The organism is Oceanobacter sp. 3_MG-2023 (genome assembly GCF_030688925.1).
GTDB lineage: Bacteria > Pseudomonadota > Gammaproteobacteria > Pseudomonadales > Oceanobacteraceae > Oceanobacter.
Map to the genome: position 1 here is coordinate 1 of NZ_JAUYVX010000020.1, position 12,727 is coordinate 12,727.

Consider the following 12,727-nt stretch of genomic DNA (forward strand, 5'->3'; position numbering starts at 1 on the left):
TTCGCTGCATTCGTCGCCTTGCCCTGAACAACGGCAACACTCGCGCAGAGCCGTGCAGGATTAAATGGATGTCCCCTTGTGCATAAAATATACAAGAATGATAAATAAGGCCGTCACATGGCTGGCTGATTCGAGCCATTCTCTTTTTTTTGCATAAATATGTCCGCGGGTCTCACAAACGGTTGACCCTGACCTATCATTGGATGAGGATTTCCATACCACTCACTAACATTAGTAAGCTCAATGACCCTACGACACCTTTCTGTAAGCTTGCTGATCATGTTGTACAGCATTGGCGCGGTCGCCGAGCAAGGCACCGACACTATTCCAACACCGGAAGCGGAAGCTGCTGCGCGTGCGCAATTCGTTGAAGTGGAACAGCAACTGGACACCGTGCCCTATGAGGCAGTGGCCGATCTGATTGAGCCATTACAGGGTTATGCACTGTACCCGTATTTGCAATATCAGGTTTATCAGCGTTTCCCGGAGCACCTGACCCAGGCTGAGGTGAATCGTTTTCTGGACAGCTACCCACAGTTTCCCCGCCGTATTTATCTGCAAAATACCTGGCTGAAGCAACTGGCCAAGGAGGAGCGGTGGCAAGAATGGCTTACGGCCTATCAGCGTTTGCCAAGAAAAGGAGCGGCCTATCAATGTGATCTGGCCATGGCGTATCTGCAAACCGATCAGCAAGAGCAAGGGTTGGCCCTGACGGATTCGTTGTGGATGGTTGCCAAATCCCAACCGGCAGCCTGTGATCCTCTGTTTGCGCAGTGGAGTCAATACGGTAATCCAACCGCAGGCATGGCCGCGAAACGTTACTGGCTGGCCGCGCAGGCGGGCAATATGCGACTGGCGCGCTATCTGCACCGTTTTATGGATGCCGATGCCAATGCTCTGGCGAGCCGCTATGAAACCCTGTCAAGTCATCCGAACCAGGCGCTGACGGCGGACTTGTCGGTCTTTCCGGAACCGGCCCAGCGCCGTTTGCTGGAACAGTATTTCCAGCCGCTGGCTCGTCGGTCGGCCGAGACTGCGGCACAGCAGTGGCTGAAATACCGGGCAACATTGCCAGAAGCTTCCTCCCTGATTGCACCGCTGGATGTGTATATCGGCAAATGGTTGACCTATTCCCAAACCGATACCGCGACGGCGTTGCTGGCTGGTCTTGATTATGACTATCAGTATCCGGAGTTGACGGAATACCGGCTGCGTCGGGCTCTGGGTGCAGAGATTATCGACTGGACCGGTGTACTGACGTTAATTGATACCTTGCCTGCTGACCTGCAAGCCTCGGATCGCTGGCAATACTGGTATGCCAATGCGGTGCAGAATCAACCGGGCGATAGCGCGGCAGCAGAGATGCAAACCGTCGAGCAAACCTGGAACCAGCTGGCACAATCGCGCTCGTTTTATGGTTTTCTGGCCGCGACCCATCAACAACTGCCTTTTAATCTGAATAATCAGCCGTTTAGCGTCAATACGGATGTACTCGCAGAGATACAGAATGTCCCGGCGATTCAGCGGGCCAAAGAGTGGCTGGCGTTGAAACGGAACAAGGATGCCGAACGGGAGTGGCTTGCTGCCCGTGCCAGTCTGGCACCGGTCAAACGACAACACATGGTCGCGCTCTCCCTGGACTGGGGCTGGCATCACCGGGCCATTATGGATGCGATTCGCCAGCGCCAGTGGAATTATCTGGAAGCCCGTTTCCCGGTGTTGTTCACCGACCTGTTTGAGATTCAGGCCAGAAAAAACGAGATCGATGTGACCTGGGCGACAGCCATTGCCCGTCAGGAAAGTGCCTTCAAGCCAGCGGCGCAGTCTCCGGTAGGAGCTCGTGGCCTGATGCAGCTGATGCCCGCTACGGCCAGGACGACCGCCAAAAAACATGGCGTGCCACTGGCGGCTGCAGAGCAGCTGTTCCAGCCAGAAACCAATATCGCGCTGGGCACGGCTTATCTGGCAGAAATGTTCCAGCGCTTTGATGGTAATCGGGCTTACGCCAGCGCCGCTTATAATGCCGGGCCACACCGAGTTGAACGCTGGCTGGAAGAGCGTGGCCACTTGCCTCTGGATGTCTGGATAGAAACCATTCCGTATGCCGAAACCCGCCAGTATGTGCAGAATGTGTTGGCCTTTCGGGTGATTTATGCCCAGAGGGCAGGGCAGGAAGTGGCGATGTTTTCTCCGGATGAACAGGTGATGTTGGCGTATCAGCCGCAAGCCGAGGCCGTTGATATCGATACGCCGAATTAAGGCTTGGGGTTGGATCGCTGGTCTTCAAGGGCCTGTGTGGTTGGAAGTATGGGCTGATTGAAGCCAAGTTGATGGCAGTCTGACCGACTGACTGGCTTCAGGTTGCGGCCTGTGAATACACTGCCAGTCTTTTATGAATCCATCGATCTGGCGGAGTGGAATATGAATATCCAGCGTTTTATGGCGGGCTACAAAGAAGCCTGGGAATCCCGCAGCCCGGACAAGTTTGTCATGCTGTTTCACGAAGACGGCAAATACCACAATACGCCGTTTCAGGTGCAGGTGGGCAGGGCGCAACTGGCAGAGTACTGGACGCGGGTGCAATTACAGGAGGATGTTCAGCTCACGTTCGAGATTCTGGCCAGCCAGGAAGGTACGGGCATGGCGCATTGGCACGTTACTTATCAAGTAGCATCGGAAGAGCTTTTTCAAATCTGGGCCAGTTCAACAGGGACCGGCTTGCCCGACAGAAAGCCCGGAGACCCGCTGCCCAGAATGGTATTGGATGGCGTGCTGGAAGCATCGTTCTCGTCTGATGCCTGTCGTGAGGCGAGGATCTGGTGGCACAGCATGCCCGAAGGGGCCTGAAGCCGGTGGTTCAAACAGTCAGGGCGCTGATGCTTGCTGGCTGTTTGAATCATCAGCGACTGCGGTAGTGATCGCAGTGATGGAGCAGCGCTTACCAGAGATCAAAATAGCGGTGAATGCCAAACTGGAAGGTCGTGCCGGCGTCATAGTCGCTGGTCAGGTTGGTACGTTCCAGAGTCAGGCGGTAATCGTATTGCTTGTAAGTACGCTCGACACCGACCCGGAAATGCCAGTAGTCATCGCGGTAATCACTGCCGAAGTTATAGTCGTCATCAAAGCCGAGATAACGATGGCGGGCAGTGTAAAATTCAAAATCGAAGTTGCTGGTGTGGAGGGTGTATGAGGCTTCCAGTACCCGGCGGGCAAATTCGCTGCCCATAAAATTATTGGTCTGGCGTACACCCAGAACCCATGCCTGCTTATAGGTTGCGCGCAGAAAACCTTCGCCGTAGCTTTGTTCGCTGCTTTCCCAATCGCCATGAAAGGTGTTGCGCATCACGCCGAGGTCGATGCCCCAGTGGTGGCTAATGGGGCGGGAATAACCGGCAAACAGGTCCCATTCCGAGTGCGTGTGATCGTCATTACGCTTCAGTTCACTGGCCCAGATTCCGCCATACAGGCCGGAGTTGTGTATATAGGTTGCTCCCAGCTGGGCTGCGTATTCACCACGGGTTTCACTGATTCCATCGCGCAGGTATTCCGTTACCAGTCCCAGATTGGCACTGAGTTCGGCGTGGCTGGTCGATGTCATGGCAGCAGCAGCGGTGCAAGCAAGCAGGGGGGCAATACGGCGTACAGACAGCATGGTGGCGTATTTTCTCTGGGTTGGGTCTAATCAAAGGCGGCTATCATACGCGAATCAATCGCAGTCTGTCGCCCTGGTGTTGTGTTCTGACTGCGGTTTTCGGATGACGTTCGCTTGAACCTGGCTATACGGCAAGCAATTCCGGCAAGTGGGCGACGATGTGGTAAATTCCCGCCTGATCAATTCTTTTGTCTGTTGGTTCGGCAGTGGCCGTTCCGACCGTAATTATAGAGCACCTTCTGGATGAAATCCTTTTCATCGGCGCGTGGTTATGACCCGGTTCCCCCTTCCCGCAAGGGCTGGGACTGGCTGACAACGCTGTTGCCGTATCTGTTTGAGTTTCGTTGGCGTGTGGTTGTGGCCTTGCTGTGTCTGGTGGGAGCCAAGCTGGCCAGTGTGGGTATGCCGTTTTTGCTCAAGCATCAGGTCGATACCCTGAATCAGTTGCCGTCTGGTGGCGTGCCGCAGGAGCAATGGTGGCTGTGGTTTCCGCTGGGATTATTGCTGGCTTACGGTCTGGCGCGGCTGATGAGTGTGTTGTTCGGCGAGTTGCGAGATCTGGTGTTTGGCCGGGTCAGTGAACGGGCCATGCGGCGGATGGCGCTGCGGGTGTTCCGGCATTTGCACCAGTTGAGCCTGGCGTTTCATCTGGATCGTCAAACCGGAGCCTTGCAACGCGATATTGAACGGGGCTTGCAGGGCATCAGCTTTTTGTTACGGTTTATTGTCTTCAATATTCTGCCGACCCTGCTGGAATTGCTGATGGTAACCGGGTTGTTGCTGTTTAATTATCCGCCGGTATTTGCCCTGATTACCGCGGTGGCTGTGGTGGTTTATGTCGGTTATTCCTTCCGCATGACGGAGTGGCGGACGCAGTATGTACGCGAGGCCAACCGTATGGATTCCACCACTCATGCCCGTGCCCTCGACAGCCTGCTGAACTATGAAACAGTCAAATACTTTAATGCCGAGTCGCGGGAAGCACAGCACTACGACGAGTCGCTGGCCGAGTGGGAGCAGGCGCGGCAGAAAAACCGTTACACCTTGTTTGGCCTGAATGCCGGGCAGGCGCTGATTATCAGTACCGCGATGATGTCGATGCTGATGTTTGCGGCCTGGTATGTGGTGCAAGGCACCATGACGATTGGTGATTTCACCCTGATCAATGCTTTTATGTTCCAGTTGTTTTTACCGTTGAATTTTCTTGGCTTTGTCTATCGTGAACTAAAAGCATCCATGGCCAATATCGAACGTATGTTCGAGCTGCTGGATGAAGAGTCGGCGGTGAAAGATAACGGCACTGCCGTCCTGGATCTCAAGGGTGGCGAAGTGACTTTCCGGCAGGTGAGTTTTGGTTATCGGGACGATCACCAGGTGCTGGATCAGCTGGATCTGACCATTCCGGCGGGTAAAACCCTGGCCATTGTTGGCGGTAGTGGTGCTGGCAAGTCGACCCTGACCCGCTTGTTGTTTCGTTTTTACGACCCTTCCGCAGGGGTGATTCTTATTGATGGCCAGCCGATTGATCAGTTACCGCAGTCGGTGTTGCGGGCCACGCTTGGCATGGTGCCGCAAGATACCGTGCTGTTTAACGATACCCTGAAAAACAATCTGCTTTATGCGCGCCCGGACGCCACCGATGAGGAGCTGCAACAGGTACTGACCATGGCGCATCTCGACAGTCTGGTGCAACGGCATAACGATGGCTGGCATATCGTGGTGGGGGAGCGCGGCCTAAAGCTGTCCGGTGGCGAAAAGCAGCGTATCGCCATTGCCCGTATGTTGCTCAAACGCCCGGCGATCATGCTGTTTGATGAAGCCACCTCGTCGCTCGATTCCCATACCGAGCGCGGCATTATGGATGCCATCCGGCAAGTCTCGAAAGGTCATACCACGTTGATTATTGCCCACCGATTGTCGACCGTGGTCGATGCCGATGAGATTGCGGTGATGGAAGGCGGGCGCGTGGTTGAACGGGGTAGCCATACTCAGCTGCTGTCTCAGTCCGGGCGGTATGCCGCACTCTGGCAGGCCCAGCAACATCAGCCATTGAATCCCGACAGTCATTTCGACAGTCATACCGACCTTGAAGCCGATACCCGGGCTGTGGGGATCACCAAGCACAAGCGTACTGATAAATAATGACAATCGCTCCTGAGCAAACAGGATGGACAATGGCACGCAAGGAGAGCTATCCATGCAGTTACTGATTATCGACGCCATGAATCTGATTCGCCGGGTCTATGCCGCGGTTGAAAACAGCTCTGCCGCCCTGGAAGCGACTGCCAGTCGCGCCATTACCATTATCAACAGTAATGCCGCCCGGCTGGAGTGCAGCCATGTTGCCATGGTATTCGAAGATCATGGTGAGACCTGGCGTCATCAGCTGTGGCCAGACTATAAAAAAGGTCGGCCACCAATGCCGGAGGCCCTGCACGCTGGACTGGAAATGCTGCGTCATCAGCTGGAACTGGCGGGGGTCTACTGCTTTCGCCAGGATGGCTGGGAGGCCGATGATGTCTGTGCAGCATTGGCCAGCAAAGCGGCACTGGCGGGTGTCTCCAGTGTGATTCTGTCAACGGACAAAGGCTTCTGCCAGTTGGTGAACAGCCGTATCCGGGTCGCCAATCATTTTGACCGGCAGTTACTGGACGAAGCGGCGGTTTATGCCCGTTATGGCTTGCGGCCGGGCCAGCTGGTGGACTTTTGGGCCTTGACCGGAGATACCACCAATCATCTGCCTGGCGTCCCCGGTATTGGCCCCAAAACGGCGGCACAATTACTGGATCATTGTCAGCGTCTGGACCGGATATTGATTGCTTTGGGGCAGTTGTCTGAGCTGGCCGGGGTGACGCCTCGTATCGTCGACAGCTTGCAGACGCATTGGCAGCAAGCTTTGTTGACGCGGGAGCTGGCACGGTTGAGTGACGATATGCCACTGGGTATCAATCTGCATGATCTGCGTTTTCAGGTACAGGATGCCGAGGCGTTCTAGCTGTTGCCCTGATTGGGTTTTCATCTGTTGGCCGTTACGGTTTTCTGGTTCGCATATTGAACACATCTTGAAAAATAAACCTGAACACAGGATGGCGCGAGGGAATTATCTCGAATAATCAAACGATCGTTTGAATGTGTGCGCCAGTTTACATAGAATCGATGTCTTGAAGGCGCTGGGTATCAAGTTGTCAATGAACGAGGCTTGGTGTCTGGTTGCCCAAACTGGATGAGACGATCGAGGAAATATGTATGTCAGTGGATATCAAGGTTCGTGGTTACCATCTGGATATTTATCACCATGTGAATAACAGCCGCTATCTGGAGTTTCTGGAGGAAGGGCGCTGGGATTATTTTGATCGTCACCGTTTTCTTGATGTTATTGATGATGACCAGCTGGCGTTTGTGGTGGCCAATATCAATATTTCCTACCGTCGTCCGGCCTTTGATGGCGAGGTCATTCGTATTGTGACGCGCATGGGCAGCATTGGTAACAAGAGCGCCCAGATGCAACAGCAGGTGATGTTGCTGGAAAACGGCGAGCCAACAGAGCTGGTGGCTGACGCGACGATCACCTTCTGTCTGATGGATGCAAAAACCCAGCGAGCGATCGCCATTTCCGGTAAGGTGCGCGCCGTTCTGGAAAAGATGATCGAGGATGGACTATGACACTCGACGACGTATTGTCTGAGATTAACACCTTCCTGGCGTGTGCAACGCCAGATGCCTGGGTGGAGGAAGCCCTGAAGCAGCAGGATACGCTGCTGATTGACCATGCCAACTGCGAAAAGAAAGCCGCCACCACGGCCATGAACCTGCTCTACAAGCATGTGGACCGGGAAGATTTGCTCAAAAAAATGAGCCAGTTGGCGCGTGAGGAATTACTGCACTTCGAACAGGTGATAGCCATTATGCGAGAGCGTGGTATTGCTTATCGCCATGTATCGTCGTCGCGTTATGCCGCCGGTTTACGTGAGGCGGTACGCAAGGGTGGCGAACACGAACTGATCGATGTGCTGATTATCGGGGCGTTTATCGAGGCCCGATCCTGTGAACGGTTTGCCAAGCTGGCGCCGTTACTCGACAGTCAGCTGGAAAAATTCTATCGCTCGTTATTGCGTTCTGAAGGGCGGCATTATCAGGATTATCTTGGCCTGGCACAGCAATATGCCAAAGAGCCAATTGATGAGCGCGTGGCATTTTTTCGCGCTCTGGAAGGTGAATTGATAGAACAGCCGGATAGCGAATTTCGCTTCCATAGTGGTATTCCGGCTGCTGCTTGATGGTGCTGTCGGTGTGGCTCAGTCGCGACAGGCGCGAATGATTTTCTGACAGACATCCGTAACCGTGAGGTACTGCTCCTCACTGATTACCTTGGCGTCAAAATCCCGTTGAGCCTGGGATAACCGGGCCTGAGCATCTTTCAGGTCGGTGAATCGTCGGTTAGCTTCAAGTGCGCGTGTTACAGCTGGTGCGGTCATTGTGATTCCCTTTGATGTGGTCGTTTCAGAAATAACTATCTGATGTATAGCGTGCTCCGGCCGTACTGCATCGTGGTAGAGAAAATAGTGTGCAGACTGTGCCCCGCTAACTCTTGTTACCCGTTGATCCTTCGCCAAACAGTCTACTGCGTTTTGTCCAGCGCTGGTTTGATCAATGCCCAGTTTGTAGCAGTAGATTCTGACCCGTGTGTTTTTGACAGTGGTGTCAGAGCGACATGGTTCGTCTCAACAGGATGATAATTAGTATGCCGAAAAATATGACAGTGTGTGGTGTCACAGGTTGGAAAAAGGTCACGGTCGGCTCGATTTGTGGCTATTGGCGACAGGGCAGTGTCGGCCAACCTGTCTTACACCTGTTACATGGAAATGGCTTCAGTGGCTTGTCGTTGTTGGCGTTGGGGAATGCACTGCCAGAGGATTGGTCGTTGCTGCTGAGTGATATACCAGGGCATGGTGGATCGGCCCCGACTGCTCACCGGGGTTTCCCGGACTGGCGGTTGCTGGCGGCGGATCTGACCCACTTTGTCCAGCAGGTGGTTGCCACGGAATGGACGCTGTTGCCCGACTCCGGGCATCTGCCACGGCCGGAAGTTGTGGGGGTTGGTCATTCCATGGGTGGCATATTGACGTTGATGATGGCGGAACAGTGCCCGGATCTGTTTCAACGCCTGATTCTGCTGGACCCTGTACTTTTTCCTCCCGCTTTGATTGGTTCCCAGAAACTGCTGCAAGTGACTCATTTGTGGCGGCACAATCCTTTGGTGCGGCGCGCAGCAGCGCGTCGTGCCCGTTGGGAATCGCCGGCGGCGGCGGCTGAGTATCTGGGTAGCAAATCGTTGTACAAAGACTGGCACGCTCTGGCGTTTAACGGGTTTTTAACAACCGGTTTGCGGCCAGCAGGAGCAGGAACCGGGGCCGTGGAGTTGGCGTGTGCGCCGCAGTGGGAAGCGCTGATTTTTGCTTCTGCTCCCCTGGGTTTATGGCGTGCCGTGCGTAATATGACGGTGCCGGTGCATTTGCTGGTGGCCACTACGGGGTTCAGCTTTATTGCACCGGGTGCGCGCCGGGCTGCCAGGCTTAATCCATTGATGAGTGTCGAGACAGTGGCGGGTAATCATTGTTTTCCGATGGAGCATCCCGAGCCAACTGCGCGACGTATGGTGGCGTTGTGTTCCACTATTGATACGCTCTGATTTTTGCTTTGTGGCGGAGGTCTGCTGCACAGGCTGATGGTGTTGTATCAGGCGTTCATATCGCTGAATAAAAACTGATCGATCGGATAGAATCGCCCAGTTTGGCAAAGCAAATGGATATGGTGGAAAAACAGTCAGTAAAGGCTTTGCAAATACTATTGCTTGGGCTATCTTGGCCAGACTGAAATTCAATTGTGAGAGTGCTGAGTTTAGACGTATGAACATGGAGATTCAGGCGGCGCTGGACGTTGCTGATGAGACTGATTCATTTCTTCAGATCACGGATGTGATCTACGATAAAGAAGCAGATTTGGGCTATGAGTCCCTGAGTGATGCAGAAAAAACCGTTTTTTGTATCGACAGTCTGCTCAGAGAAATGGAAAACGGCGGTTTTGTGCAGTTTTTTCACCATGAGGTTGGCGCTCAGGCGGAAGACACTTTAGCTGCATTGGAGCGGGTCAAATCCCGCGACATCCACGCGATATTCGACGAGTTGCTGGATCTTTTCCCCGATCGGGCGGTGCCTGCAGATGAAGACGCTCGCAGTGCTCTGGTCAGTCAGCTGGAAGACGATTACCGGAATGAGTTGGAAGAGCTGGATGAGCGCTTTTATGAGGTCAGTGACAGCCTGGTTGGCCTGACCCTGAGTTTTGTTGCTCGCAATGTAAAAAGTTTTCGCTAGTATCGCTCAGGCCGGGGCAAGGCTCCGGCTTTGAGTTTTCTTGTGGTGTGGTTGACGCTACGGATTTTTTGATCCTGTCTGTTTTTCTTCTTTCGTTTTTCTTGTTTCTTTCGCTCCCTTCTTTTTGCCTGTATCCCGGCGGGTTTTTGTTTTTCTGCGTCTCATGCCCGGTAGTTCCTGGGGCTTGATGCTGTTTAGTGCCTGGGCACAGGGCACAGGGCACAGGGAACACGTTGACAAGTGTCCTGCCTGCACCCTGCACCCAGAGGAGAGGTTATTTTTTGCTGCTAGTCTGGTCGGCCATGCTGGAGATGGCTTTCAGCCGTTCAATGATGTCGCCATTCACTGTGCCAGCCGGAAATTCGCCATCGTCGTTGGCTTGACCAGCTTCCCGGCAGAGCAGGATTTCCACCGCCTGATCAACATGGGTGACACAGTGGATATGGAATTTGCCAGCGGCAGCGGCCTGTACCACGTCATCATTCAGAATCAGGTTGCGGCGGTTGGAGGCCGGAATAATCACCCCTTGCTCGCCGGTGAGTCCTCGTGCGCAGCACAAGCGGAAGAAACCTTCGATTTTTTCATTCACGCCACCAATGGCCTGCACTTCGCCATGCTGGTTGATCGAGCCGGTCATGGCAAAGCTGTGTTCAATCGGGCTATTGATCAGCGCTGAAATCAGGCACACCAGTTCAGCCAGAGAGGCGCTATCGCCATCGATATAGCCATAGGATTGCTCCATGGCAAGGTGGGCAGAGATCGCCAGTGGGAATTTCTGGGCATAACGATTGCCGAGGAAGCCGCTGAGGATCATCACCCCTTTGGAGTGAATCGCCTGGCCGAGACTGACTTCCCGCTCGATATCCACCACGCCCTTGGAACCAGGGTAAACCGTGGCAGTGATACGGGCGGGGGAACCAAAGCTGGTATCTCCCAAAGACATTACGGTCAGGCCATTGATTTTGCCGACAGCGCGACCACTGGTTTCCAGTAGTACGGTTCCATCTAGCATCTGTTCAAACAGTTTGTCGTAGACCCGGCCGGTGCGCTGTTGCTTGGCTTGTAAGGCACGGTCGATATGAATCGGGGTGATTTCCGGGTCTTGTGCCAGTTTGCGAATAAAGTCTGCTTCGGCCAGTAAGTCGAACTGTTCGCCAATATGGGCGCTGAGGGAGTCTTGCTGTTCCGCCAGACGGGCGCTGAAGCGCACCATGCGGGTGACAGCATCGCGGCTCATATGGGCATAGCCTTGTTCCTCGACCCGGCTTTTTAACAGGCGAGAGTAGGCGTACAGGGTGTCGTCGTTGAGCGGCAGGTCGTTGTCAAAATCGACCACGGCGCGAAACAGGCGATTAAAGTCTTCATCGTATTGCTGCAGCAGGTAGTACACCTGACGTGAGCCAATCAGCACCAGCTTGATCGATAGTGGAATGGTGGCGGGCAGCAGGCTGGTGGTGTTGAACAGCCCCATGTCTGAATATGGCGATTCCATTTTCAGCTGTTTGGATTGTATCGCCCGTTTCAGGGCATCCCATACCAGTGGTTCGGTCAGAACCTTGTCGGCATCCAGAATCAGATAACCGCCATTGGCCTTGTGCAGGGCACCCTGGCAAATCCGTTGATAGTTGGTAACCAGGGCGCCCTGGTCGCTGGTGTATTCAATCCGGCCGAACAGGTTGCCGTAGCTGGGATGGGGTTCGTATACCACCGGTGCGCCGCTATCGGCGGAGTGGTGCGTCACCACATTGGGCAGCAGGGATTCTTCCAGCCGGTTACGTTTGACGTATTCCTCGCGCAGCTCCAGCAGACGCTCATCGACCAGTTCTTCCAGTACCAGCCGTGGCAGGTGCTCTTCCAGTTCGTTCAGGTGAGCCGAAACCCGGTCGTGATGGCCAAAGCGTTCACGGATCGGCACCAGCAAAGGCTTGATGGCGTCGCTGATGGTTTGCTGGTTCAGGGCGCGCAGCAGATCGCTGGTTTCGCGTTTCCATTGCGGCAGCTCGGACAGCTGGTCGCCAAGCATTTGTTCAAGGGTGGCGATGGTTTCGTGAAACTGTTCGCGTTCTTCTTCGTTCAGCTGGGCGAACTCGGATTCATCCAGCGCCTTGCCATCACGAATAGGAGTAAAGCTGATGGCATTGGCATCGCGATACACAGCGACCCCTTGTTTGTGGGCGTCTTTTTCGACCAGCTCAATGGCCTTGTCGTATTTGCGATTGAACTGGTAGTCGATGGCAGCTTTTTTCTGCTGGTAGGACGGGTGTTCCAACACCGCCGGAAAGGTCGCCAGCAACTGGTCAATCAGTTGGCGTACATCATCGCGCAGTTGATTGGCTTCTGCAGGTTGCAGCTCAATAACCCCGGGTTCTCTGGGGTTGCTGAAATTATTGACGTAACACCAGACGGAAGGGGTGATCTGGCGTTTGGCTTCGCTTTTGAGGTAGTCCCGGACATAGGATGAGCGGCCGGTGCCGGTATCTCCCATCACAAAAATATTGTAGCCGGGGCGTTGCATGGCGACGCCAAACTGAATGGCGTTGACGGCGCGTTCCTGGCCCAGGACGCCATGGAAAGCGTCAAGCTCTTCCGTGGAGATAAAATCCAGCAGATCAGTGTTCACTGCCTGGGTCAGTTGGTCGGGGGATAAGCGGGTAATTTGGGTATCGGACATCGGTAACGTGTTCAGCAAAGAAAGCAGTCAACA

The 12,727-nt window shown here is 54.3% G+C and carries 11 protein-coding genes; 8 read left to right on the forward strand and 3 right to left on the reverse strand.

The window, feature by feature from the left end; translation table 11 throughout:
* Positions 1 to 279: 279 nt before the first annotated feature.
* Positions 280 to 2,259: a transglycosylase SLT domain-containing protein gene (locus Q8W32_RS15615; RefSeq protein WP_305415587.1), complete on the forward strand. Its 1,980-nt coding sequence runs from the start codon at positions 280 to 282 to the stop codon at positions 2,257 to 2,259.
* A gap of 111 nt (positions 2,260 to 2,370) precedes the next feature.
* On the forward strand, positions 2,371 to 2,847 hold the full coding sequence (locus Q8W32_RS15620) for a nuclear transport factor 2 family protein (protein ID WP_305415588.1): 477 nt from the start codon (positions 2,371 to 2,373) through the stop codon (positions 2,845 to 2,847).
* A gap of 91 nt (positions 2,848 to 2,938) precedes the next feature.
* Here the strand turns inward: Q8W32_RS15620 and Q8W32_RS15625 are convergent, their stop codons facing one another.
* A complete protein-coding gene (locus tag Q8W32_RS15625) occupies positions 2,939 to 3,652 on the reverse strand; it encodes a TorF family putative porin (RefSeq protein ID WP_303432025.1) in 714 nt (237 codons plus the stop codon).
* 243 nt (positions 3,653 to 3,895) lie between these two features.
* On the opposite strand from Q8W32_RS15625, the gene Q8W32_RS15630 reads away from it, so the two are divergent.
* From Q8W32_RS15630 to Q8W32_RS15645, 4 genes are all read left to right on the forward strand, one after another.
* The gene (locus tag Q8W32_RS15630) at positions 3,896 to 5,794 is read left to right on the forward strand and encodes an ABC transporter ATP-binding protein/permease (RefSeq protein ID WP_305415589.1); all 1,899 of its coding nucleotides are present in this window, start codon (positions 3,896 to 3,898) and stop codon (positions 5,792 to 5,794) included.
* 55 nt (positions 5,795 to 5,849) lie between these two features.
* Positions 5,850 to 6,647: a 5'-3' exonuclease H3TH domain-containing protein gene (locus Q8W32_RS15635; protein ID WP_305415590.1), complete on the forward strand. Its 798-nt coding sequence runs from the start codon at positions 5,850 to 5,852 to the stop codon at positions 6,645 to 6,647.
* Positions 6,648 to 6,898: 251 nt separating this feature from the next.
* Complete coding sequence (locus Q8W32_RS15640) at positions 6,899 to 7,315, forward strand: thioesterase family protein (RefSeq protein WP_303432028.1); 417 nt, start codon at positions 6,899 to 6,901, stop codon at positions 7,313 to 7,315.
* A complete protein-coding gene (locus Q8W32_RS15645) occupies positions 7,312 to 7,929 on the forward strand; it encodes a tRNA-(ms[2]io[6]A)-hydroxylase (protein ID WP_305415591.1) in 618 nt (205 codons plus the stop codon). Before Q8W32_RS15640 ends, Q8W32_RS15645 begins: the two co-directional genes overlap by 4 nt.
* An 18-nt stretch (positions 7,930 to 7,947) precedes the next feature.
* On the opposite strand, the gene Q8W32_RS15650 is transcribed toward Q8W32_RS15645, so the two are convergent.
* A complete protein-coding gene (locus Q8W32_RS15650) occupies positions 7,948 to 8,127 on the reverse strand; it encodes a hypothetical protein (protein WP_303432030.1) in 180 nt (59 codons plus the stop codon).
* 266 nt (positions 8,128 to 8,393) lie between these two features.
* Here Q8W32_RS15650 and Q8W32_RS15655 point away from each other — a divergent pair, with 266 nt between their 5' ends.
* Complete coding sequence (locus tag Q8W32_RS15655) at positions 8,394 to 9,341, forward strand: alpha/beta fold hydrolase (protein ID WP_303432031.1); 948 nt, start codon at positions 8,394 to 8,396, stop codon at positions 9,339 to 9,341.
* Positions 9,342 to 9,558: 217 nt separating this feature from the next.
* Positions 9,559 to 10,023 carry a DMP19 family protein gene (locus Q8W32_RS15660; RefSeq protein WP_303432032.1) on the forward strand — a complete coding sequence of 155 codons (465 nt, stop codon included), beginning with the start codon at positions 9,559 to 9,561 and terminating at the stop codon, positions 10,021 to 10,023.
* A gap of 274 nt (positions 10,024 to 10,297) precedes the next feature.
* Here Q8W32_RS15660 and Q8W32_RS15665 read toward each other — a convergent pair whose 3' ends face one another.
* On the reverse strand, positions 10,298 to 12,694 hold the full coding sequence (locus Q8W32_RS15665; RefSeq protein WP_305415592.1) for a Lon protease family protein: 2,397 nt from the start codon (positions 12,692 to 12,694) through the stop codon (positions 10,298 to 10,300).
* Positions 12,695 to 12,727 lie beyond the last annotated feature (33 nt).